The organism is Rhodococcus sp. NPDC077669 (genome assembly GCF_040686915.1).
In the GTDB taxonomy this organism is placed as follows: Bacteria; Actinomycetota; Actinomycetes; order Mycobacteriales; family Mycobacteriaceae; genus Rhodococcoides; species Rhodococcoides fascians.
In genome coordinates, this window is the sequence record NZ_JBFBMD010000005.1 from 61571 (window position 1) to 83450 (window position 21880).

The following is a 21880-nucleotide window of genomic DNA, read 5'->3' on the forward strand; positions in this document are numbered from 1 at the left end:
GGTGCGCTCGAAAACCGAAGGTGTGGATATCCGCCGAGTAATCGCGGTGGTGTTTCTGATCCTCGCCGGGTTGCTGTACTCCGCGTGGGTGGCCGAATTCTTCCTCGACACCGGGCTCGACCCGGCCCGGTCGTTCCTCAGCGAACTCGATGCCCGCGATCAGCCGTACCGCGAATTCTTCTCCACCGCAGACGTGGTCACGGGTTCGCTGATGATTCTCGCCGCCGTGCTCGGTTTCCTCGTCAGCCCTCGCCGACGGCTCGTCGTCACCGGCTGGGTGGCGTCGGGCATCTTCGGTATCGCCACCATCGCCGACGCGAAACTGCCACTCGAGTGTGTGGCCGCCGACGATCCGAGCTGCCCGATCGAGCCCAGCGGGTTGTTCCCACAGCTTCATCATCTTCATGCTCTGACGAGCACCATCGCGGTGTTCGCGATCTTCACGGTCATGATCGCGTTCACGCTCGCCGCATTCCGCTATCGGGCCTATCCCCTGCTTCGGACGCTCGGTGTCGCGGTGCTGGCCATCACGGCCCTGGCCACGGCGTGGCTGTTGATCGCCGACAACCTTCCCGGCGATCACGGCCTCGGCATCGCCCAGCGGGTGCAGGTGGGCGGGATGTCGGCGTATCTGGTGGTGCTGGGGTGTGCGCTTAGACTCGGCGCATGTCTTTCACCGCGACCGAACTGAACGGTTCCAAGGCAGAGCAGTACCAGCAGCTCGCCGAGCAGGCACGCGGCCTGGTGTTCGAGGAATCGAACCTCATCGCCAACGCCGCCAATCTCTCCGCGTTGGTCTATCACGCTCTGCCCGAGGTCAATTGGGTCGGCTTCTACCTGTTCGACGGCACCGAACTGGTGGTCGGCCCGTTCCAGGGCCAGCCTGCCTGCGTTCGCATCGCGCTGAGCAAAGGGGTCTGCGGCGCTGCCGCGACCACCCGCGAGACACAACGAGTGGCCGACGTTCATGCCTTCCCCGGCCACATCGCGTGCGATGCCAACACTCGCTCCGAGGTCGTCGTTCCGCTGTACCAGGGCGAGAAACTGATCGGTGTGTTCGATCTGGACAGCCCGATACCCGATCGCTTCGACGCCGACGATCAGGCCGGCCTCGAAGCGATCGCGGCGGTGTTCCTCGGTTCGATCAGCTAGACGCTGCCGCTTCGAAGAACCAGGCCATGACCAACGCGCCGGGGTCGACGACGCCTCGCGCGGCCTCACCGACATAGCTGGCGCGGCCCCGGTTGGCGGTGATGTCCTTGGTCGATTCGGCTCCGGACTTCGCGGCGTCGGCGGCATCCTGCAGGGTGCCGCCGTCTTTCTCGAGCGCGTCGACGGCCGGGGCAATGGCGTCGATCATCGTCTTGTCGCCCACGCGGGCTCCGCCGAGTTCGGTGATGCTGTCCAGTCCGGCCCGCGCGGCCGCTGCGACAGCCGCGGCAGATGGCTCGGTGTCGAGCATCGTTCGGTAGAACTGGCGGAACCAGATACCGAACAGTGCGCCGGACGTACCGCCAGCGTGGCCGAGGTAGGCCTCGCTCACGGCTTCGAATACCGTTGCTGCCGAGTAGGTTTCCTTGATCGCGTCGAGGTCGAGTTGTTCCAGTGCGGCCACCATGTTGGTTCCGAAGTCGCCGTCGCCCGCTTTGCGATCCAACTCGGTCAGCGCGGGCTCCTCGTCGAGTACCCGCTGGGCCCACGACCCGATCCACTCCGAGACGAATGCCGACTTCTCTCCGGTGTCGGACGGCGAGAACGTCGGCCCGAATGCGCCGCGCTCGCCCACCGGTTTCGCACCTTGGCTCTGTGCGTTGGGCCAACCGGGCGCATCGGTGGGGGCGTCCCAGAGTTCGAGCATCTCGTCGTCGGCGCGCACCAGAGTGATGGACGCTCCGCCCATGTTGAGCGCGGTGACAAAACTTCCGACGAGTGAGCGGGTTATCTCGATGCCCTTACCCGCGAGGTACTCCGAGAGTTCCCCGAACAGCAGATGCAGTTCGAGCGGATGCGTTGCGCCGAGCCCGTTGACGATGGCGATCACCGATTCGCCCGAGTTCAATCCGAGCGAGCTCACGATGGGCTCGGTCAGCTTCTCGACGACCTCCTGAGCAGGCAGCCGGGACACCCGGTCGGTGCCGCGCTCACCGTGGATACCGATGCCGAGTTCGATTTCCTCCTTGGGCAATTCGAACGACGGCCCGTCGGCACCCGGTAGCGTCGGCGGGTTCAATGCGACCGCCATACTGCGTGCGTTCTCCGCTGTTCGACGCCCCAGCGCGACCACCGCCTGCAGGCTGTCGCCGCGTTCTGCCGCTGCGCCGCACACCTTTTCGACGACGATGGTCGCGGCAGTGCCACGGCGACCCGGGCCGCCCTCGCTCTCGCTGGCCACGTCGTCGTCGACGAGAACGACATCGGCTGCAATACCGTCTTCCTGCAACAACTCTCGGGCGATCTTGAAGTTCATCACGTCGCCGGTGTAGTTCTTCACGATGTGCACCACTCCGCCGCCGGAGTCCACGGCCTTGGATGCCTCGTGTACTTGGAGGGCGTTCGGTGACGTGAACACCAGGCCGGGGCACGCGCCGGTGAGCATGCCGCGACCGATGAATCCGGCATGCATCGGCTCGTGGCCCGATCCGCCACCGGACAGCAGCGCGACTTGACCGTCGGAGATGCGATAGCGACGGGTGAGGAATCCGGGATCGGCGTGCCAGGTGACGTCGTCGGTGGCGGCCACGAAGCCGCGGAGGGCGTCGGCGACGAATGTTCGAGGAGAATTGGAGAACATTCCTTCACACTAAGCCTCCATTGTCGGCTTCGGTGAGCTGCCGGGCCGCCGCGCGTCTACAGTCGCGAAGATGACCACCGAGACCTGGGCTTTCGACGCATCGGACGGCGGGCAGTTGACTGTTCGGACGGATGTCACCGGAAGGGCATCCAAGATGGGGCATCGACTCACGATTGCGGTGACCTCCTGGACCGCGACGGTCGAGTGGTCCGGGGACGCCCCCACCGCGGTGTCACTGACCGCCGAGGTCGGCTCCCTCGAGGTGATCCACGGTGAGGGCGGACTGACACCGCTGATCGGGCCGGAGAAGATCGTGGCAAAAGCCAACGCACTCAAGACCTTCGATGCCAACCGATACCCGACAATTCGATTTCGTTCGGAGGAGATCACTGCCCTCGCCTCCGGATTTCGCTTGGCGGGTACCGCCGAGATACACGGAGTCTCGAAGGAGATCACCGTGGACGTGGACGTCACCGACTCCGGCGACAAATGGCAGATCGGTTCCGAAACTACTGTGCGTCAAACGGATTACAAGATCACGCCGTATTCGCAGATGTTCGGAGCCATGAAGGTGGCAGACGAGGTGACCGTGACGTTCGACGCCGAGTATCGCAAGCCCTGAGCCTTCCCAATTCACCTGCAATGGTGGACACTACGGCGGTGAACCGAAATCGATGGACGATCGGATCGTGCGCATCGGCCCTGGTGTTGGCCGTGGCCCTGACCGCAGGCTGCAGCAGTCCGGCCACCACGTCCCCGGACGGACCTCCCGGAGTGAACGTCAACGGAGTGGGCGAAGTCCAGGGTGCACCGGACACGTTGACGACTCAGATCGGCGTTCAGGCCACAGCCGAGGACGTCACTGCCGCCATCGAACAGGCCAATGCTGCGGTTACCGAGGTGACCGACGCAGTGATTGCTGCCGGCGTCGCACGCGAGGATATTCAGACGCAGCAGGTGTCGATCGATCCGCAGTACTCCGGAGCACTGCCGGGCGGCACCTCGGCCATCTCCGGATATCAGGCCACCAACACGTTGCAGGTCACGGTGCGCGACCTGTCGAAGGCGTCTGCAGTCCTGGGCGACGCCACCTCCGCCGGTGGCAACGCGACCCGAATCTCCGGGGTCTCGTTCAAGATCGACGACGATTCCGAACTGATCACCGATGCCCGGTCCAGGGCGTTCGCCGACGCCCGCGATCGCGCCGAGCAGTATGCGTCGCTCGCAGGCGGCGAACTCGGTGACGTTCTGTCGATCACCGAGTCGATCACCGGTCAGGAGCAGCCGACGAGCTTTCGCGACTCCGCTTCGTTCGACACGGCAGTGCCCATCGAACCGGGACAGCAGACCGTCAGCGTGTCCGTGTCGGTGAAGTGGGCGCTGAACTAGCGCAGCGAGTTACTGCCGCTGCAACTATTGCTCCACTGAAGAGGTTGCAGACCGGGGATTCGCCGACTCGGGCCCTGGAGTGGAGCACACGTTGCAGGACCCCCACGCACGGGCTCAGCCGGCCGGCGGGGGCGGCAGCCGGTAGTTCACCGGGGTCGTCGAGAAATCCACCGGATTTCGGACGCCCTCGGCCACTGCCCCGGGAACCTCGATGCGTGGTTCGAGACCCAACGACTGCGCGAACGCGAATGCCTCCTCGATGGAATTGACCGGCCCGGCGGGAACGTGCCGCGCCATCAGTTCTCGATACCATTCGTCCGCAGTACGCGTCTGCAACGCCGTGTTGAGCAGGTCGACCAACTGATCTCGATGTTCGACGCGAGCAGAATTGGACGAGAAGCGTTGATCCGCAGCCAGATCCGGGGTACCCAGCACGTCGACCAACGCCTGGAACTGCCGATCGTTGCCCACGGCCAACGCGAGCGGTCGATCGGCGGTCTCGAACACCTCGTACGGCACCAACGACGGATGCTTGTTGCCCATCGGAACCGGCACGGTGCCCGCCCCGAGATATGCCGCCGACTGATTGCTGAGTGCGGACAGTACCGACGCCATCAGCGAGGTGTGTACCTGCTGACCCGCACCGGTGTTCGATCGATGATGCAGTGCGGCAAGGATTCCGCTCAGCGCATGCAGACCGGTGACGATATCGACCATCGCCACGCCCACTTTCGTCGGTGTGGATGCGTCGGGGCCGGTGACGCTCATCAGCCCGCCGACGGCTTGAACCACCAGATCGTATCCAGGAAGAGCAGCACCGCCGCCGGTACCGAAGCCGGTGATCGAGCAGTAGATCAGGCCGGGGTTCGTCTGCGCGACAGCCGAATAGCCGAGACCGAGCCGGTCCATCGTTCCAGCGCGGAAGTTCTCGATCACGATGTCTGCGCCCGCGACGATCTCACGGGCCTCGGCCACACCGCTCTCGGACTGCAGGTCGATGAACCGAGACGTCTTGTTCCGATTGACCGAGTTGAAATACGTTGCAGTACCGGCAGAATCGTAAGGCGGGCCCCACAATCGGGTGTCGTCACCGGTACCCGGTCGCTCGATCTTGATCACGTCCGCGCCCATATCGCCGAGCATCATCGTCGCGTATGGTCCGGCGAGCACACGGGAGAAGTCCGCGACCACGAGGCCGGTGAGCGGACCGGTGGCGTCTGTCATCGGTCCACTGTATTGCGCGGCCGACTGCAGTTCAGTTCAGGTCCGGAACGAACGCTGCCAGGACGGCAACCATCGTGTCCACGATCTGCTCGATAGGTGGACGAGGCGGAGCAGTGCGGGACCAGTCGGAGACGATCTCGGTGAGCGCACCGAGGAATGCCGTTGCGGCCAAGCGGTATCCACCCGGAGGAACGAAATCGGAACCGACTTCCGAGCGCAGGGTGTTCTCGAAGAACTCCACCCACTGCGCACGACGGCGCGTCCGATGCTGTTCGACGGCATCGCTGACACCCAGCATCTCCAGATAGGAGATGCGCGCCCGACGTGGGTCACCTCCGATCGATCCGACCAGGGCCGTCATCGCTGCAACGACCAGAGAGCGACGATCACGGTCGACCTGCTCGTCGAGTGCGGCGACGACGGCGGCCAGCGCGTCGTCTTGGATCAGGTCGTAGACGTCCACGAGCAGCGCCTCACGGTTGGCGAACTCACTGTAGAACTGACTGCGTGCGAGGCCGGCCGCGGCGCAGATGTCCGCCACCGAGGTGGCGGCGTATCCGCGTCCCCCGACGACCTCGATAGCCGCGTGCAAGAACCGAGCTCGACGATCGGCTTTCCGAACAGCGGAGGATCGTCCGGCGTAGATGCGGCCCTGATCATCGGCGACAGTCACCGAGGGAGTCTACAGGCGACGCACCGTTCGCAGCCCCGCTGATGGGTTCCATCACGACCCGATCGGCTTCCCGAACAATCCGGCGATTATCTCGCCGACGGCCGCGACGAACGTCGGGTGCGCACGCGTGTCGAGCGCCATCGAGCCGACATCGTTCGTCCGGCAACCCGGTTCCACCGGAACACCGGCAAATCGGTCGCGCATCCACAACACCGCACTCGGAAAAGCGATCAGCTCCAGGCTGATGTGCTCACTGAAATGATCGCGGGTGTAGGTGACGTCGGCACCCGGACGGCTGCAGTACGACTCGACCATCGCGTTGACCGGCCCGATCGGCACCAGCCAGTCCGGGTTGGAATGGTAGACGTAGAGCGGCATGTTCGGAGTGGTGCGGCCGAGCTGCATCGCGGACAGGGCCTTCTTCACCACCGGTTGCTGGATCGGGTCGCCGTCGGTGTGCAGCAAGCCTTTCAGGTTGACGAACGGCAGCAGCGCCGACGAGTAGCCGACACAGAGGTTGTCCTTGGCCGCGAACAACGTTCTACCGAACGGGTCGACGTGTTCGTCGATGAAGGCGGCCAGCTCGGGACTCTCGCGGCTGGCACCGATGATGCCGGCGGCGACGATGCCCGATCCCAGGGTGTTGTTCGCGTTGTCGACCAATGCCCCGAGTTCGGCCGGGGTGCCGCCCTCGGTGACTCCGACGATATCGAGCTCAGGGGCGTAGTTTTCGGCCAGTTCTGCTGCGTGCCCGGTGGCGATCGCGCCACCGGAGTAGCCGCTCATCCCCACCTTGGTGGCCTCCCCGGCCAACTGCATCGGCGCGAAGTTCTCGGCAGCTCGGATGCCGTCGAGTGTGATCCGACCGGCGACCGGCCCGGCGGCGAACGAATTGTTCGGGCCCTGATGATCGGGTACCGACACCGCCCATCCTTGCGCCAACGCTGCCTGCACTTCGAGGAATTGAGCGCCCGACGTCACCGCGCCGGTCACCGGCCAGGGGATGGCACCCGCTCGCATCGCGTACGACGGAGCGCAGTAGGCCGCGAGAGAATCCTCGGCCACCTGGATGGAGATCAACGGACGCGGTGCCGCAGGCACTCCCCGCGGCTTGATGACCGTGGTCACGGCGGCGATCGGCTCGTCGCGCCCGTTGTTGGACCGGAACGACAACTGCCACGCGTCGACCTGCGTGGGAATGACGTTGAGAGTAGCCAGCTCGACGGGCCGTGCGGCGATGACCTGGCCCGGCGCGGCCGCTGCCACCACGTCGGCGGGAGGAAGGTAGAAGTCGGTGTCGAACTCGGGAATCTTCGGCCACGTGAGCGGCGGCAAAGGCGGCTGAACCTCCACACCGGCCGGACCGCTGGATTCGGGTGCAGCGGAAGCGGGGCTGGTCGTAGCGGCAACGGCGGCGGCTACGGTCGCCACACCGATCGCTACCCGCAGCGTCCAAGATCGGGCAGAAGACACGGCTGTACTCCTTCGCGCCGGACAACGGGGTCCACAGGACGCGCGCCCGGCGACATTTCGTACAGCGCATCCGACAATCTTGGACACCGATGTCCGAGATGGTGCTCAGAACTGTAGAGCGAAGTGGCGTGGATAACAATCCCCGAGCCGAAAAAGATTCAGAACTGAATCGAGCCCAAGTGCACGGGGTAGTTCCCGTTCGTCACGCGACCGCGAAAGACCGCTTCGCCAAACCGAACTGGAAGCCGGTGATGGCCGTCGTCACCGGAGCTTCCGGATTCTCGGCGGCACCGAGGGTGACGAACAACGGCGTGAAATGTTCGACGGTGGGGTGCGCGTACGGCATTCCCGGTGCGGCACTGCGGAAGTCGGCGAGAGTCCCGACGTCACCGCGAGACAAGGCGTCGGCTGCCCAGAGGTCGAAGTCCTCGGACCACGTCGGCACGGTATTGGTTGCGAAATTCTCCCGGGACAGGAACGGCAGTCCGTGGGTCATGAACCCGGAACCGATGACCAACACACCCTCGGCCCGAAGTTCCTTCAGCGCAGCGCCTATCGCCATCAGCCGATCGGGGGCGTGCGTCGGAAGGCTCAATTGCAGAACCGGGACATCGGCGTAGGGATACATGACCTTCAGCGGCACCCAGGCACCGTGATCGAGTCCGCGCGCGGTGTGCCGATGCAGGTTCTCCGACGCCGGAATGGCCGCGGCCACCCGTGCGGCCAGTGCCTGAGCGTCGGGAGTCCGGTATTCCATCGAGTAGTAACGCTGGGCAAATCCACCGAAGTCGTAGACGAGTGGTGTCGCCGCAGCCGTCGCGGACAGGCTCAACGGGGCCTCTTCCCAGTGTGCGCTGACGATCAGGATCGCCTTCGGCTTGGGCATCGACTGCGACCAGGTGAAGAGTTCGTTCATCCAGAGCGCGTCGTCGAACACCGGGGGTGCACCGTGGCTGATGTAGAGGGCAGGCATCGGACCGTCGTTCGGGGTCCACATCTGCTGGGATCGGCTCGCGGGTGCGGTATCGGCGAGAAATGCGTCGAACGCTGCGCCCGCGATCGGCGGGTTGACGACAGATGTCATGATCGGTCCTTCGAGTGCTCAAGTTGAACCTTCAACTTACCACTCGAGTCCAATCACGACAACATCGGACCAGCCGGTCTGGACCGAACCACACTGTGGGTGACCTCAGCGCCCACTATTAGTGCTGAAATACCTTTTCCCGTTTGTGAGAGCGAATTGTGGACGCTCACGTCAGTGCTCCACGCCGAGGACACGGCTACTCCACGACGACGCGGCCACCACCGGGAAGGTTGGGCGTGTCCGTCGTGATCGTGAGATCGACACGGCCCGCACCGGTAGCGAGAGTGATCGGCTCGGTCGATATCCCACCCGCCGAACCGGATCGGCCGTTGTCGATGTTCGTCCACACCACGGCCACCGGAACCGGCAGCAGGCCGACCGCTGACGAGCCCATGTCACCCGCACCAGAAATCTTGCTCACTGTCGTCACCGTGACCTCCCCTGCCTCGATCACCGTCGCCGTTGCCTCGACCGGCCCCGACCCGAAACTGACGCCGTGTTGCAAGAAGACGAATGCCTGTACCGGCCTGAGCTCCGTGGTGGTTGCGGCCGACGCGATGCCCGCCGACCCCAGCGTCAGGGCTCCCGCCACCAATGGTGCCGCCACGAGGCGAAGGACTCTATTTCTCGAAAACGCGATGCTCCCCATTTCGTCGAATTCGTCCGCTGTTCGAGAACATCCTGCAACGGACCAAGCGGTATGTAGACCCCTCGGGTCCTAGGCTCGGCTGTATGCCGGATGTCTACCGCGCCCCGATGCCGAATGGCGTCGAGCGTGCCCTCACCTACGGACTCTGCGGCATGTCAGCCGACGACGAACGCTCGCTACGACGGGTCGAGCGTTTCGAGCAGGTCGCGGACGGATCTTTCGTCTGGACGCGAACCGAGCACGGCGAGTACTTCCTCGGCCGAATTTTCGGCCCACTGCGGGAAGATCACAGCGCCGACGCGGTGGCGTCGAACCTGATCTTCGTCCGTGACTGCGAGTGGATCGGCGAGCCTGTTCCCGAACACGAGGTACCCGCCGCGACGCTACGCACATTCGCGCGCGGCGGGCGAAATTTTCAGCAGACGCACGACCCGCAGGTCGGTGCAGAGTCGGCTAGCGTGTGGCGAGCGCGAGGTCGCTGACCTGGGGATCGACCTGTACGACGGAGTAGCCCTGGATCTCGAACTTGTTCTCCCCCTCGGGCGGTCCGAGCACGGCGCGGACGATCAGGGTCGCGGCGGCAGCGACGAGTGCGATCACGATGACCACTGCTGCCACGATCAGCAGGGTGCGGGGGCCACCGAACAGGTTCTTCGAGCTCATGGGTCCATCATGGCCCCTCCTCGGTGGGACACGAATCTCGCTGCGGGAGTAGTAAAGGTGTTGATCAGATGAGATCGTGGCTACAGTGAATCCGTGACCGACGCACCCGAGCCCGATTTCTGGTCGTTCATCGACACTGCCAACAACACACTGGCCCGGGAGTACGGGTTCGAGCATCAGCTGGCCACCGAGGTTCTGCTGACACTGAACCGAGCGTCGAACATCGTCACGTACGACCTCGAGTCGACGGTTCATCGCCCGCGAGGCTGGTCATGGTCGTCGTTTCGGCTGATGTTCGTCACGTGGCTGGCCGGCCCGATCGAACCGCGACGAGCAGCCGAACTGACCGGCATGAGCCGCGCCGCCGTGTCGAACCTGTCCAAGACACTCATCTCCGGCGGCCTGCTCGCCAGCACGCCCGACGAGAAGGACGGACGTTCGGTGCGCCTCGCCCTGACCGCGCTGGGGCACGACGAGATGGTCGAGGCATTCGCCGAACAGAACGAACGGGAGAACGCATGGGCCAGCGCGCTCACCGAACCCGAACAGCGAATCCTGGTGATGCTGTTGACCAAACTGATCACCAACCGCAGCCAGTTCGACGTCCGGGGGCGTAACTGAAGGTTGCGTAGATCACGTCAAAGTAGTTAATGTCTTTACTACAAGCGGTGACAGAACTCAGGAGAGAGCACGTGGCCTACTACCGGCAGCTCGGATCGGTACCGCCGAAGCGGCACACCCAGCACCGAACTCCCGACGGCAACCTCTACTACGAGGAGCTGATGGGCGAAGAGGGCTTCTCCTCGGATTCGTCTCTGCTGTACCACCGCCACATACCGTCGGCCATCATCGATGCCACGGTCTGGGACCTGCCCGATCAATCGACGACGCCCAACCATCCGCTCGTGCCGCGGCACCTGAAGTTGCACGAGCTGTTTCCCGAATCCACGGTGGCGGACACCGACGTCATCACCGGCCGACGCCTCGTTCTCGGCAACGCCGACGTCAGACTGTCCTACGTCGTCGCATCGAAAACTTCACCGCTGTATCGCAATTCGATCGGTGACGAGATGGTCTACGTCGAATCCGGTTCTGCCACCGTCGAAACGGTGTTCGGTACTCTCCAGGCGCAGCAGGGTGACTACGTGCTCATTCCGCGTGCGACGACGCACCGTTGGATTCCCAACGGCCCCCTGCGCGCCTACGCCATCGAGGCCAACAGTCACATCGCTCCACCGAAGCGGTTCCTGTCGAAGTACGGCCAGTTGCTCGAGAACGCTCCCTACTGCGAACGCGATCTGCACGGCCCCACCGAGCCTCTACTCGCCGACGGCGAAGACATCGAAGTACTTGTCAAGCACCGTGGTTCGACGGGCATCGTCGGAACCCGCTACGTCTACCCGCAACACCCGTTCGACGTGGTGGGGTGGGACGGCTGCCTGTATCCGTCCACGTTCAACATCTCCGACTACGAACCGATCACCGGCCGTGTGCATCAACCGCCGCCTGCGCATCAGGCATTCGAGGGGGCCAACTTCGTGATCTGTAATTTCGTTCCGCGCAAGGTCGACTACCACCCGCTCGCAATTCCGGTGCCGTACTACCACTCCAACGTCGACTCCGACGAGATCATGTTCTACGTCGGCGGCGACTACGAGGCCCGCAAGGGTTCCGGAATCGGCCAGGGATCGATCTCGGTGCATCCGGGCGGTCATGCTCACGGTCCGCAACCCGGTGCATACGAACGCAGTATCGGCGCCGAGTTCTTCGACGAACTGGCCGTCATGGTCGATACTTTCCGCCCCCTCGAACTCGGTGAAGGAGCGCTCGCGTGCGAGGACACCGGGTATGCGTGGACGTGGGCAGGCCGGGGGCCGAACCGATGATCCCGAAGTTCTTCCACCGCCTGTGCGACGACGCCGCTGCCTTCCCTCCCGGCAATGCACCACTCGATGTTGCTGCAGCACAACATCTCGAGTACCGGGCGAGTTCTTTCGCAGACCTCGTCGGCCCGTTGGTCGTTCCGATGGACCGGGTGCACGAACTCGTCCTGGGCGCCCGGATGGAGGTCGCGTTGACCGCACCTGCCGGTCCGGGCAGCGTGGAGGCAGGCCTACGCGCCGCCGACCGGACCGCCGGCGTGACGGTCGTTGCCGTCGAAGTGGCCGTACCCGACGGCACGAACATCGACGCCTTGCGCAACATCACTCAGGACATCGACATCTATGTCGAAATCCCCCGAGACTCCCGACGAGACGACATCTTCGACGCAGTCGACGAGTTCGGGTATCGCGCCAAATTCAGGACCGGCGGCGTCACGGCCGACGAGTACCCGGACGAGCGAGAGCTTGCCGCGTCCATCTACGAGGCGGCACAACGCGAGGTCCACTTCAAAGCCACCGCGGGTCTGCACCATGCCGCCCGTAACACCGATCCCCACAACGGTTTCGAGCAACACGGTTTCCTCAACGTGATCCTCGCCGCGCAGGCCGCACACAGCGGCGCACGCGTCGGTGAGCTCGAGAAGATCCTGGCGATCCGGGACGCCGACGTCCTCGCCGGTCTCGTCGCCGGGATCGAGGGTCAACGCGCCTTCGCATCTTTCGGCACCTGCAGCATCCGCGAACCCCTGGACGACCTGGTCCGCCTCGGACTCGTCCCACCTCAGTGAACCAAGGAGCGCGCCGTTCATGACGCACATCGACATCCCCGCCGACTCCGAGTTCGGAATCGACAACCTGCCTTACGGCATTTTCAGTACTCCTGGTTCGGACGCTCGAGTCGGAGTCCGGTACGGCGACAATGTGATCGATCTTTCTGCCGCTCTGAACCATTCGGTTTTCGCCTCCCCCAGCCTCAATGCTTTCATGGCGCGCGGCCGCAGTCGGTGGGTCGAGGTCCGCGAGTCCGTCACCGCCATGATCGTCAGTGGCACGACCCCCGCGGAAGCGATCGTCTCGGTTTCCGACGTCACGATGCACCTGCCGTTCGAAGTTGCGGACTACGTGGACTTCTACGCGTCCGAGCACCACGCGTCCAATCTCGGCCGACTCTTTCGTCCCGATGCCGAACCGCTGCTACCGAATTGGAAGCACCTGCCCGTGGCGTATCACGGACGGTCGGGGACGGTCGTCGTCTCCGGTACAGATGTCAAGCGTCCGAACGGTCAACGCAAGGCACCCGACGAGGCGTCACCCACGTTCGGCCCGTCTCGTCGACTGGACATCGAGGCAGAGATGGGCTTCGTCGTCGGCGTTCCGGCGGATGGTCCGATATCGCCGGATCAGTTCTCCGAGCACGTGTTCGGTGTCGTCATCGTCAACGACTGGTCTGCTCGCGACATCCAGGCATGGGAGTACGTGCCGCTGGGGCCGAACCTCGGCAAGAGTTTCGCAACGTCCATCTCGCCCTGGGTGGTACCGCTGCTCGCTCTGGAGCACGCGCGAACGTCGACGCCGGTTCAGGATCCCGAGCCGCACGAGCATCTGCGCGAATCGCGTTCCTGGGCTCTCGACATCGATCTGACCGTCTCATGGAACGGCCACGTCGTCTCGCGTCCGCCGTACAATTCGATGTACTGGTCGCCCGCTCAGATGCTCGCCCACGAGACCAGCAATGGTGCAACATCGCGAACCGGTGACCTGTTCGCCTCGGGCACCATCTCGGGACCACAGAAGAATCAGCGCGGGGCATTCATCGAACTCACCTGGGGTGGAGAAGAACCGGTGACCCTGGGCTCGGAGACTCGAACCTTCCTCGAAGACGGCGACGAGGTGGTCATTGCAGCCAGCGCTCCAGGGCCTAGCGGTTCGCGCATCGGCTTCGGGGACGTCCGTGGCCGCATCGTTCCGGCCTGAGGTCGATCACTCGCGCGGTAGTCGGTATGCGGGGGCTCTGGGGGTTCGATCGGGATCCGCGCTGTTGAGCAGCGGCATTGCCCGGAACTCGACGAGCTCAGAGAGTACGACCACACTGGTGGACCGCGCGATCGTCCGAGATTGGTTGAGCACGATCAGCGTTCGTTGCAGATCGTCGTGCGACGCCGCGGCGACCCGGCAGAGCACATCTCCGGCTCCGGTTGTCGCGAACGCCTCCAGTACGCCGGGGATCTGCTCCAGAACCGCGACGACGTCGCCGAGTGCGCCTTGCGCGATCTCCAGCGTGACGAACGCCTGTACGCCGTAACCAGCTGCTGCCAAACCGATTTTCGGCCGATAGCCGGTGATGACGCCGGTATCCTCGAGCCGCTGCAATCTTGCTGTCACCGTCGCACGCGCCACCCCGAGGATGCGCGACAGCTCGAGCACGCCGATCCGCGAATTGTCATGCAGCGCAGCGAGCATCGCGCGGTCCAATTCGTCCAACGTCGATTCCATGACGCACCTCCACTTTGCTATGCGAATCGTATAGCAAACTGCGGAAGAAGCTGCCCTATCTGCACAGCACGAACAGCTATTCAGGCGTCGATTGACTCCCCTGCACCGCGATGTTGGGCTGGGCGGAACAGTGTGCCTCACTCGGACCAACCAGGAGCTTTCATGAGCCTCGACAACATCCTCAACGACGACGAGAAGCTCGCCGATCTCGACGCCGATCAGCTGCGGCAGCTAGTCGGACTCGTGGAGTACGACGACAAGCGCGACCCCTTCCCGGTCAGTGGCTGGGACGCGATCGTGTGGGTGGTCGGGAATGCGACGCAGACCGCACACTTCTTCCAGTCCGCGTTCGGCATGGAGCTCGTTGCCTACTCTGGCCCGACGACCGGCCAACGCGACCACCACGCGTACGTGCTCAAGTCCGGCGCAGTGCGTTTCGTCATCAAGGGAGCCGTCGACCCCGACAGCGAACTGGTGGCACACCACACGCGCCACGGCGACGGCGTCATCGACATCGCGCTGGCCGTACCCGATGTCGACCGATGCATCGAGCATGCGCGAGCCCAGGGCGCGCGCGTACTACAAGAGCCGACCGACATGTCCGACGAGCACGGCACGGTCCGCACCGCGGCCATCGCGACCTACGGCGACACCCGACACACGTTGGTCGACCGCTCCCGCTATACCGGCACCTACCTACCCGGTTATGTACCGCGGACGTCGACGTTGCAGCGACCGGAAGGCGCTCCCAAGCGCATCTTCCAGGCTCTCGATCACGTGGTCGGCAATGTCGAGCTCGGCAAGATGGATGAATGGGTCGACTTCTACCACCGCGTCATGGGCTTCACGAACATGGCCGAGTTCGTCGGGGCCGACATCGCCACCGATTACTCGGCCTTGATGAGCAAGGTCGTCTCCAACGGCAACCACCGAGTGAAGTTCCCGCTGAACGAGCCGGCCATCGCGAAGAAGCGCTCACAGATCGACGAGTACCTGGATTTCTACCGCGGCCCGGGCGCACAGCATCTGGCGCTGGCGACCAACGACATCCTGTCTTCGGTCGATGCGCTCCGCGCGGCGGGCGTCGAATTTCTCGCCACTCCTGATTCGTACTACGAGGATCCCGCACTGCGAGCCCGTATCGGTAAGGTCCGAGTGCCGATCGAAGAGTTGCAGAAGCGCGGAATTCTCGTCGACCGAGACGAGGACGGGTACCTACTGCAGATCTTCACCAAGCCGCTGGTCGATCGCCCGACGGTGTTCTTCGAGATGATCGAACGCCACGGCTCGCTCGGCTTCGGCATCGGCAACTTCAAGGCACTGTTCGAGGCCATCGAACGTGAGCAGGACGCTCGCGGCAACTTCTGACCCGTACCCCGAACGACGCCGCCCACTGTCAGCGTTCGGTGGGCGGCGCAGTTCGTCCCAGACCACCTCGGTCCTCGTCGAAGATCAACCACGTGCGCGTCGCCCGGACGCCGTCGAGCGATTGCAGGCCCTCCAGCACGACTTGCCGCAGACTCTCGTTGTCGGGAGTCCTGATGAGTACCAGCACGTCGAAATCCCCTCCGAGCAAACTGAAGTGGTCGACGAATTCCATCGACCGCAACCCCTCGGACACACTGCGCCACGAATCCTGACGGATCGACAACGCGATGAACGCCGAGGTCCCTAGCCCGGACGCCGCGTGATCCACCTGCACGGTGAACCGTTCGATGACACCCGCATCCTTGAGCCTGTCCACCCGTGTATAGGTATGTGCCCGAGAGAGATTCAACCGATCGGCCAGCACCCGCATCGAGACCCGCCCGTCGGCAGTCAGCTCGGCGAGGATGCGACGATCCGTGTCGTCCAATTCCACACGTCTCGAGACGTCGTCCATTCGTCCGCTCCTACCTGGTGGTTCGCTACGCCGATCCGACAGATAGTCAGTTCGTACCTGAAATGTCGGCAATATGTCTGCAATCCTACGGCCATAGGACTTCTTCCTCACCGATTCGGCCAGAATCACCGTACAAGCCGATCTCAGGAGAATGCCCCATGACGACCGTCGAGAAGGTTCCGGCAACGTCCTACCAACAGTTCATGCCTGCCGACCGTCCCGTGCAGTACCTCGCACCCGATGGGACGGGCGTGGACAGTGCAGCCCGCTACGCACACCCGTCGAACGAGCGCCTGCTCGAGATGTACCGCTCGATGGTCCACGGCCGCCGATTCGACCAGCAGGCAACAGCATTGACCAAACAGGGTCGGCTTGCGGTCTACCCGTCCTCCCGCGGCCAGGAGGCCTGCCAGATCGCCGCAGCCCTGTGCCTGGGTGAGCAGGACTGGATGTTCCCGACGTACCGTGACTCGATGGCTCTCGCGGCGCGAGGCGTCGACCAGGTGGAGCTGCTCGGCATGCTCGCCGGGTACTGGCACTGCGGCTACGATCCCACCGCCTACAAGGTCGCTCCCCAATGCACTCCTCTGGCAACACAATTGCTGCACGCGACCGGTTTCGCCTACGCCGAGGCCAAGCAGGGACGAGACACCATCGCCCTCGCGTTCTGCGGTGACGGAGCAACCAGTGAGGGCGACTTCCACGAGGCCCTGAACTTTGCCGCGGTGTTCCGCGCACCGGTGATTTTCCTGGTCCAGAACAACGGATTCGCCATCAGCGTTCCCCTCGCGCGTCAGACTGCAGCTCCGTCGTTGTCGCACAAGGGTGTCGGCTACGGCATCGGCAGCGAGCAGGTCGACGGCAACGACCCGATCGCGATGATGGCCGTGATGGACGAGGCCGTGAAGTACGTCCGAGCAGGCAAAGGACCGGTGGTCGTCGAGGCGCACACCTACCGCATGGACGCCCACACCAATGCCGACGACGCCACGCGCTACCGCAAGGCAGACGAGGTGGAAGGCTGGCTGGCCCGAGATCCGCTCTCGCGCCTCGATTCCTACCTCGAAGCCCAGGGTCTGCTCACCGACGATCTGCGCGAACAGATGACGGTATCGGCCGACGCCGATGCCGCGGCACTTCGCGCGGGCATGAACGTCGAGCAGGACGTCGACCCCGAGGATCTGTTCCGGTTCGTCTACTCCTCCCCCACCCCCGGCCTGATCGAACAGCGAAACCAGGTCGCCGCCGAGATCGCAGCAGGAGAACTGTCATGACCACGATGACCATGGCCGGAGCCCTCAACGCCGCCCTGCGCGACGCGTTGACCGAGGACGAGAAGGTCGTTGTCTTCGGCGAGGATGTCGGCACGCTCGGCGGCGTCTTCCGCGTCACCGACGGACTGACCCGAGACTTCGGTGACGATCGCTGCTTCGACACCCCGCTCGCGGAGTCCGGCATCGTCGGATTCGCGATCGGGATGGCGATGTCGGGCTACAAGCCCGTCGTAGAGATGCAGTTCGACGCCTTTGCCTACCCGGCTTTCGAGCAGATCGTGTCCCATGTTGCGAAGCTGCGCAACAGAACTCGCGGATCACTCACCGCGCCGATGGTCATCCGCATCCCGTTCGCGGGAGGTATCGGCGGCGTCGAACATCACTGCGACTCGTCCGAGGCCTACTACGCCCACACCCCGGGCCTGAAAGTCGTCTCGCCGTCCACCGTGGCCGACGCGTACTCGCTGATGCGTGACGCCATCGCCGATCCGGATCCTGTGATCTTCCTCGAACCGAAGCGGCTGTACTTCTCCAAGGACGACATCGAGCTGACCAAGACCGAGCCGATCGGTACCGCCGTCGTGCGTCGTGCCGGTACCGACGTCACGCTTCTCGCCTACGGACCCACCGTGTCGGTGGCCATGCAGGCCGCAGAGTTCGCAGCCGAGGACGGCCGGAGCGTCGAGGTGATCGATCTGCGGTCGATCAATCCGTTCGACGACGAAACCGTCGCAGCCTCGGTACGGAAGACCGGACGCTGCATCGTGATTCAGGAAGCGCAGGGGTTTTCCGGCGTCGCCGCGGAGATCGCCTCGCGCGTCTCCGAGCGTTGTTTCCATCACCTGCACGCTCCGGTACTGCGGGTGACCGGACTCGACATTCCCTACCCTGCACCGAAACTCGAGCACTTTCACCTGCCGTCCGCCGACCGTGTGCTCGATGCCATCGACCGACTGCAGTGGAACGATGCCCCCGACCTCAGCAAGGCGGTCACGGTATGAGCATGCAGGTATTCCTGCTCCCCGATCTCGGTGAAGGACTGACCGAGGCCGAGATCGTGGAGTGGAAGGTCAAGCCCGGCGATACCGTCACCATCGATCAGGTCGTCGTCGAAGTAGAGACGGCAAAAGCGTCTGTCGAGGTGCCCTGCCCGTTCGAGGGTGTTGTCGGCGAACTGCATGCGGCCGAGGGCACGTCACTCGCCGTCGGCGCGCCGCTCATCAGCATCACCGGCGGTGCCGTCGCCGATACGCCTGCAGCCCACGAGCGATACCGCGAAGAAGAACGCGCCGGCTCAGGAAATGTGCTGATCGGCTATGGCACGGGACACGGCCCGACCGGCCGTCGAAAAAGAGCTTCGCACGTGAGTGGAAACTCGACGCAGGCTACGAATTTCCACTCACATGCACCGAAGGTGCTCTCCCCCATCGTCCGCAGCATGGCACTGCAGGGTGGGTTGGATCTGGCGTCGATTGATGTCGCCGGCAGTCATGGAGTCATCACCCGCGCGGACGTGGAACGGGCACTGTCCTCGAGCACTACCAGTGCCGAGGGCGTCACGCGAATTCCCATCACCGGGATTCGTAAGACCATCGCCGACAAACTCTCTCGCAGTCGTGCGGAAATTCCCGAGGCGACCGTCTGGGTCGACGTCGACGCGACGGCTCTGCTGCAAGCCCGACGTGACCTCGACGCCTCCATCGACGGAGTGAAGGTGACACTGCTGGCAGTTCTCGCCAAACTCACCATGATCGCGCTGGCCAAGTTCCCCGAGCTCAACAGCACCGTCGACACCGCCGCGGGCGAGATCCTGCGGTACGAGAACGTCGGACTCGGCATTGCCGCGCAGACCGATCGTGGACTCATGGTTCCTGTTGTGCCGCAGGCCGACAAGGCCGATCTGAAGGAACTGTCCGAGCGACTGGCCGAGCTGACCGAGCTGGCGCGAACCGGCTCCCTGCCCGCAGCCCGGCTGAGCGGTGGAACATTCACGCTGAATAACTACGGAGTTTTCGGGGTGGACGGCTCGGCCGCGATCATCAACCATCCCGAAGCCGCGATCCTGGGCATCGGACGCATCATCGACCGCCCGTGGGTGGTCGACGGCCAATTGGCCGTCCGCAAGGTTGCGCAGCTGTCATTGGCGTTCGATCACCGCGTGTGCGACGGCGGAGTGGCGGGCGGATTCCTGCGCACCGTGGCCGATTTCGTCGAGAACCCCGTCGTGGCACTGGGATCCGTCCGATGAGCGACGTGGACGTCCTCATCCTCGGCGGTGGATCGGGTGGGTACTCCTGCGCCCTGCGCGCCGAGCAACTCGGCCTGACGGTCGCATTGGTCGAGGAGGACAAGCTTGGCGGCACCTGCCTGCATCGCGGATGCATCCCCACCAAGGCTCTGCTGCACACCGCCGAGGTGGCCGACGCGGTCCGCGGCTCGGCGCATGTCGGCGTCACCGCGTCGCTCACAGGTGTTGATATGCCTGCAGCACTGGACTATCAGCGCAGCGTGGTCGCTGGTCTGTACGCCGGGCTCCGGGGATTGCTAAAACGCCCGGGCATCGAGATCGTGTCCGGTCGCGGCCAGGTAGTCGGTCCTCGCACCGTCGAGGTGGAGGGTCGACGCATCACCGGAGCCTCGCTGGTTCTCGCCACCGGTTCGTATTCGCGCACCATCCCCGGTGTGGAACTGGGCCCACGTGTGCTCACCAGTGACAGCGCACTGTCGCTCGACCGTATCCCCGAGTCTGTCGTCGTGCTCGGCGGCGGTGTCATCGGTATCGAATTCGCCAGTATCTGGGCCTCTTTCGGTGCCAAGGTCACCGTCGTCGAGGCCCTCGATCGCATCGTTCCGGGTGAGGACGAATGGTCCTCGAAGCAGCTCACCAAGGCTCTGCGCAAGCGCGGCATCGACATTCGTACCGGCACCAAGGTCGAGACAGTCACCGAGTCGTCCGACGACGTCGCGGTGGCGCTGTCCTCCGGCGACACCCTCTCGACGGATCTCGTGCTCGTCTCCGTCGGACGCGGCCCCCGCACCGAAGGCCTCGGTCTGGCCGAGCAGGGCATCGCCACCGAACGTGGCTTCGTCACTGTCGACGACAATGTGCTCACCACCGCAGACGGCGTCTATGCCGTCGGCGACATCGTGGCGGGCTATCAGTTGGCTCACCGCGGATTCCAGCACGGCATGTTCGTCGCCGAACACATTGCCGGACTCGCGCCGGCACGTATCGACGGCGATCTCGTTCCGCGCGTGACCTATTCGCATCCGGAGGTGGCGTCGGTCGGTCTCACCGAGAAGGCCGCGGAGGAAAAGTACGGCACCGTGACCTCTGTGGTCTACGACCTCGGCGGCAACGGCAAGAGCCGCATCCTCGCCACTGCAGGTGGCGTCAAGGTGATTCGGGCACGCGAGGACGGCCCTGTTGTGGGAGTCCACCTCGTCGGTGACCGCGTGGGCGAGCTGATCGGCGAGGCGCAACTCGCGGTGGCATGGGAAGCACTGCCATCGGAGGTCGGTAGCTTTGTGCACGCCCACCCCACTCAGAACGAAGCACTCGGTGAGGCAATGATGGCGCTCTCGGGTAGGCCGTTGCACGCGCACAGCTGAGGTCGCGGAACCCAGTCCTTGACGCCGCGCTTGCATTTTGCAAGTATCACTGCATGAGCCTGTTCATCACCTGTCCCGTCGAGAACGTCGAGCGCGCAACCGCCTTCTACACAGCCCTCGGCTGGACGCTCAACCCCGAGATGTCCGACCACAACGTGTCGTGCTTCGCCATCACACCGGGGCAGTACGTCATGCTCGGAAGCCGCGAGATGTATGCGAGCGTGGGTGGCACCGAGGAGCTGATCGGCGGTCCCGACACCCCGTCGAAGGTCACGGTCTCGTTCGACCTCGGTAGCCGCGAGGCGGTCGACGAGCTCACCGAGCGGGCCGGTGCTGCCGGTGGACGCATCGGAGACATCGATGACTACGCCTTCATGTATCAACGTCAGTTCGACGACCTCGACGGCTACCACTACTCGCCGTTCTGGATGAAGCCGGACACCGATACGGCCGAATGAGCGACCTCGCCGCCGCCCTCGACATCGTCGGTGCCCGGTGGGCACTTCTCATTGTCGAGCGACTGCTCGAGGAACCGCAACGGTACGGCGATCTGCAGCGCGACCTGGGAGTACCGACGAACATGCTCGCTACCCGGCTGCGCGAACTCGAAGCGGCAGGAGTGTTGACCCGTCTCCCCCTTCGGCACAACACTCGCGCGTACGCGCTGACCGAGAGAGGTCTCGCCCTGCGTGACGCAATTGTCGCACTCGAACAATGGGGCAAAGAGGCTGCACCACAGGTCAGTTGAGCTCACGCGGAACGAACACCGTCTGGGCCACATACGCGACGA

The 21880-nt window shown here is 64.2% G+C and carries 25 protein-coding genes; 16 read left to right on the plus strand and 9 right to left on the minus strand.

What is annotated here, in order from left to right; genetic code table 11:
• Position 1: 1 nt before the first annotated feature.
• Complete coding sequence (locus AB0P23_RS08070; RefSeq protein ID WP_230592070.1) at positions 2–691, plus strand: DUF998 domain-containing protein; 690 nt, start codon at positions 2–4, stop codon at positions 689–691.
• Entirely contained in the window at positions 667–1152 is a 486-nt protein-coding gene (locus tag AB0P23_RS08075; protein WP_032373319.1) for a GAF domain-containing protein, read from the plus strand. Before AB0P23_RS08070 ends, AB0P23_RS08075 begins: the two co-directional genes overlap by 25 nt.
• On the opposite strand, the gene dhaL is transcribed toward AB0P23_RS08075, so the two are convergent.
• A complete protein-coding gene (dhaL, locus tag AB0P23_RS08080) occupies positions 1145–2791 on the minus strand; it encodes a dihydroxyacetone kinase subunit DhaL (protein WP_032373318.1) in 1647 nt (548 codons plus the stop codon). The two genes, AB0P23_RS08075 and dhaL, sit on opposite strands and share 8 nt — an antisense overlap.
• A 70-nt stretch (positions 2792–2861) precedes the next feature.
• Here dhaL and AB0P23_RS08085 point away from each other — a divergent pair, with 70 nt between their 5' ends.
• Both AB0P23_RS08085 and AB0P23_RS08090 read left to right on the plus strand, forming a co-directional pair.
• Positions 2862–3413 (plus strand): YceI family protein, encoded by a 552-nt coding sequence (locus tag AB0P23_RS08085; RefSeq protein ID WP_032373317.1) that lies wholly within the window; start codon positions 2862–2864, stop codon positions 3411–3413.
• A gap of 38 nt (positions 3414–3451) precedes the next feature.
• Entirely contained in the window at positions 3452–4180 is a 729-nt protein-coding gene (locus tag AB0P23_RS08090; protein ID WP_230592852.1) for an SIMPL domain-containing protein, read from the plus strand.
• Positions 4181–4294: 114 nt separating this feature from the next.
• Here the strand turns inward: AB0P23_RS08090 and AB0P23_RS08095 are convergent, their stop codons facing one another.
• The 5 genes from AB0P23_RS08095 to AB0P23_RS08115 form a co-directional block, all read right to left on the minus strand.
• Positions 4295–5404: a CoA transferase gene (locus tag AB0P23_RS08095; RefSeq protein ID WP_032373316.1), complete on the minus strand. Its 1110-nt coding sequence runs from the start codon at positions 5402–5404 to the stop codon at positions 4295–4297.
• 31 nt (positions 5405–5435) lie between these two features.
• The gene (locus tag AB0P23_RS08100; protein WP_032399335.1) at positions 5436–6077 is read right to left on the minus strand and encodes a TetR/AcrR family transcriptional regulator; all 642 of its coding nucleotides are present in this window, start codon (positions 6075–6077) and stop codon (positions 5436–5438) included.
• Positions 6078–6128: 51 nt separating this feature from the next.
• Positions 6129–7550 (minus strand): lipase family protein, encoded by a 1422-nt coding sequence (locus AB0P23_RS08105; RefSeq protein ID WP_363797197.1) that lies wholly within the window; start codon positions 7548–7550, stop codon positions 6129–6131.
• Positions 7551–7752: 202 nt separating this feature from the next.
• Positions 7753–8634, minus strand: a complete 882-nt coding sequence (locus AB0P23_RS08110) for a class III extradiol ring-cleavage dioxygenase (RefSeq protein ID WP_032368663.1) — start codon at positions 8632–8634, stop codon at positions 7753–7755.
• A gap of 196 nt (positions 8635–8830) precedes the next feature.
• On the minus strand, positions 8831–9241 hold the full coding sequence (locus AB0P23_RS08115; RefSeq protein WP_032368664.1) for a hypothetical protein: 411 nt from the start codon (positions 9239–9241) through the stop codon (positions 8831–8833).
• Positions 9242–9366: 125 nt separating this feature from the next.
• Between AB0P23_RS08115 and AB0P23_RS08120 the strand changes: the two genes are divergently transcribed.
• Entirely contained in the window at positions 9367–9765 is a 399-nt protein-coding gene (locus AB0P23_RS08120; protein WP_032373314.1) for a hypothetical protein, read from the plus strand.
• Here the strand turns inward: AB0P23_RS08120 and AB0P23_RS08125 are convergent.
• Positions 9737–9946, minus strand: a complete 210-nt coding sequence (locus AB0P23_RS08125) for a hypothetical protein (RefSeq protein WP_032368666.1) — start codon at positions 9944–9946, stop codon at positions 9737–9739. The genes AB0P23_RS08120 and AB0P23_RS08125 overlap by 29 nt on opposite strands.
• A 93-nt stretch (positions 9947–10039) precedes the next feature.
• Here AB0P23_RS08125 and AB0P23_RS08130 point away from each other — a divergent pair, with 93 nt between their 5' ends.
• The 4 genes from AB0P23_RS08130 to fahA all read left to right on the plus strand — a co-directional run bounded on the left by AB0P23_RS08130 (position 10040) and on the right by fahA (position 13803).
• Positions 10040–10567, plus strand: coding sequence for a MarR family transcriptional regulator (locus AB0P23_RS08130; protein WP_032373313.1), 528 nt, complete (start codon positions 10040–10042; stop codon positions 10565–10567).
• A 71-nt stretch (positions 10568–10638) separates the two neighbouring features.
• Positions 10639–11832 carry a homogentisate 1,2-dioxygenase domain-containing protein gene (locus AB0P23_RS08135; RefSeq protein WP_363797329.1) on the plus strand — a complete coding sequence of 398 codons (1194 nt, stop codon included), beginning with the start codon at positions 10639–10641 and terminating at the stop codon, positions 11830–11832.
• A complete protein-coding gene (locus tag AB0P23_RS08140) occupies positions 11799–12617 on the plus strand; it encodes a hypothetical protein (RefSeq protein WP_363797199.1) in 819 nt (272 codons plus the stop codon). Before AB0P23_RS08135 ends, AB0P23_RS08140 begins: the two co-directional genes overlap by 34 nt.
• A gap of 19 nt (positions 12618–12636) precedes the next feature.
• On the plus strand, positions 12637–13803 hold the full coding sequence (gene fahA / locus AB0P23_RS08145; RefSeq protein ID WP_363797201.1) for a fumarylacetoacetase: 1167 nt from the start codon (positions 12637–12639) through the stop codon (positions 13801–13803).
• Positions 13804–13809: 6 nt separating this feature from the next.
• Here fahA and AB0P23_RS08150 read toward each other — a convergent pair whose 3' ends face one another.
• Complete coding sequence (locus tag AB0P23_RS08150; RefSeq protein WP_363797203.1) at positions 13810–14322, minus strand: Lrp/AsnC family transcriptional regulator; 513 nt, start codon at positions 14320–14322, stop codon at positions 13810–13812.
• A 162-nt stretch (positions 14323–14484) separates the two neighbouring features.
• Between AB0P23_RS08150 and hppD the strand changes: the two genes are divergently transcribed.
• Positions 14485–15690, plus strand: a complete 1206-nt coding sequence (hppD, locus tag AB0P23_RS08155) for a 4-hydroxyphenylpyruvate dioxygenase (RefSeq protein ID WP_027494635.1) — start codon at positions 14485–14487, stop codon at positions 15688–15690.
• Between the two features lie 28 nt (positions 15691–15718).
• Here hppD and AB0P23_RS08160 read toward each other — a convergent pair whose 3' ends face one another.
• On the minus strand, positions 15719–16204 hold the full coding sequence (locus AB0P23_RS08160; RefSeq protein WP_032408396.1) for an Lrp/AsnC family transcriptional regulator: 486 nt from the start codon (positions 16202–16204) through the stop codon (positions 15719–15721).
• A 158-nt stretch (positions 16205–16362) separates the two neighbouring features.
• On the opposite strand from AB0P23_RS08160, the gene pdhA reads away from it, so the two are divergent.
• The 6 genes from pdhA to AB0P23_RS08190 are packed head-to-tail and all read left to right on the plus strand — an operon-like array spanning position 16363 to position 21838.
• A complete protein-coding gene (gene pdhA / locus AB0P23_RS08165; RefSeq protein ID WP_032388016.1) occupies positions 16363–17478 on the plus strand; it encodes a pyruvate dehydrogenase (acetyl-transferring) E1 component subunit alpha in 1116 nt (371 codons plus the stop codon).
• Positions 17475–18479 (plus strand): alpha-ketoacid dehydrogenase subunit beta, encoded by a 1005-nt coding sequence (locus AB0P23_RS08170; RefSeq protein ID WP_363797205.1) that lies wholly within the window; start codon positions 17475–17477, stop codon positions 18477–18479. Before pdhA ends, AB0P23_RS08170 begins: the two co-directional genes overlap by 4 nt.
• Positions 18476–19726: a dihydrolipoamide acetyltransferase family protein gene (locus AB0P23_RS08175; RefSeq protein ID WP_363797207.1), complete on the plus strand. Its 1251-nt coding sequence runs from the start codon at positions 18476–18478 to the stop codon at positions 19724–19726. The genes AB0P23_RS08170 and AB0P23_RS08175 overlap by 4 nt, the downstream gene beginning before the upstream one ends.
• Complete coding sequence (lpdA, locus tag AB0P23_RS08180) at positions 19723–21090, plus strand: dihydrolipoyl dehydrogenase (protein ID WP_363797209.1); 1368 nt, start codon at positions 19723–19725, stop codon at positions 21088–21090. The genes AB0P23_RS08175 and lpdA overlap by 4 nt, the downstream gene beginning before the upstream one ends.
• A 53-nt stretch (positions 21091–21143) precedes the next feature.
• Positions 21144–21548 (plus strand): VOC family protein, encoded by a 405-nt coding sequence (locus AB0P23_RS08185; RefSeq protein ID WP_032373306.1) that lies wholly within the window; start codon positions 21144–21146, stop codon positions 21546–21548.
• The gene (locus AB0P23_RS08190) at positions 21545–21838 is read left to right on the plus strand and encodes a helix-turn-helix domain-containing protein (RefSeq protein ID WP_032367835.1); all 294 of its coding nucleotides are present in this window, start codon (positions 21545–21547) and stop codon (positions 21836–21838) included. The genes AB0P23_RS08185 and AB0P23_RS08190 overlap by 4 nt, the downstream gene beginning before the upstream one ends.
• The last annotated feature ends 42 nt before the right edge of the window (positions 21839–21880 follow it).

Excerpts from the sequence above, each read along its gene's own strand:
- AB0P23_RS08125 (WP_032368666.1), bottom strand. The coding sequence starts at position 9,946 with ATGAGCTCGAAGAACCTGTTCGGTGGCCCCCGCACCCTGCTGATCGTG.
- AB0P23_RS08075 (WP_032373319.1), top strand. The coding sequence starts at position 667 with ATGTCTTTCACCGCGACCGAACTGAACGGTTCCAAGGCAGAGCAGTAC.
- AB0P23_RS08110 (WP_032368663.1), bottom strand. The coding sequence starts at position 8,634 with ATGACATCTGTCGTCAACCCGCCGATCGCGGGCGCAGCGTTCGACGCA.
- dhaL (WP_032373318.1), bottom strand. The coding sequence starts at position 2,791 with ATGTTCTCCAATTCTCCTCGAACATTCGTCGCCGACGCCCTCCGCGGC.
- fahA (WP_363797201.1), top strand. The coding sequence starts at position 12,637 with ATGACGCACATCGACATCCCCGCCGACTCCGAGTTCGGAATCGACAAC.
- hppD (WP_027494635.1), top strand. The coding sequence starts at position 14,485 with ATGAGCCTCGACAACATCCTCAACGACGACGAGAAGCTCGCCGATCTC.
- AB0P23_RS08120 (WP_032373314.1), top strand. The coding sequence starts at position 9,367 with ATGCCGGATGTCTACCGCGCCCCGATGCCGAATGGCGTCGAGCGTGCC.
- pdhA (WP_032388016.1), top strand. The coding sequence starts at position 16,363 with ATGACGACCGTCGAGAAGGTTCCGGCAACGTCCTACCAACAGTTCATG.
- AB0P23_RS08095 (WP_032373316.1), bottom strand. The coding sequence starts at position 5,404 with ATGACAGACGCCACCGGTCCGCTCACCGGCCTCGTGGTCGCGGACTTC.
- lpdA (WP_363797209.1), top strand. The coding sequence starts at position 19,723 with ATGAGCGACGTGGACGTCCTCATCCTCGGCGGTGGATCGGGTGGGTAC.
- AB0P23_RS08175 (WP_363797207.1), top strand. The coding sequence starts at position 18,476 with ATGAGCATGCAGGTATTCCTGCTCCCCGATCTCGGTGAAGGACTGACC.
- AB0P23_RS08170 (WP_363797205.1), top strand. The coding sequence starts at position 17,475 with ATGACCACGATGACCATGGCCGGAGCCCTCAACGCCGCCCTGCGCGAC.
- AB0P23_RS08150 (WP_363797203.1), bottom strand. The coding sequence starts at position 14,322 with ATGGAATCGACGTTGGACGAATTGGACCGCGCGATGCTCGCTGCGCTG.
- AB0P23_RS08190 (WP_032367835.1), top strand. The coding sequence starts at position 21,545 with ATGAGCGACCTCGCCGCCGCCCTCGACATCGTCGGTGCCCGGTGGGCA.
- AB0P23_RS08185 (WP_032373306.1), top strand. The coding sequence starts at position 21,144 with ATGAGCCTGTTCATCACCTGTCCCGTCGAGAACGTCGAGCGCGCAACC.
- AB0P23_RS08085 (WP_032373317.1), top strand. The coding sequence starts at position 2,862 with ATGACCACCGAGACCTGGGCTTTCGACGCATCGGACGGCGGGCAGTTG.
- AB0P23_RS08160 (WP_032408396.1), bottom strand. The coding sequence starts at position 16,204 with ATGGACGACGTCTCGAGACGTGTGGAATTGGACGACACGGATCGTCGC.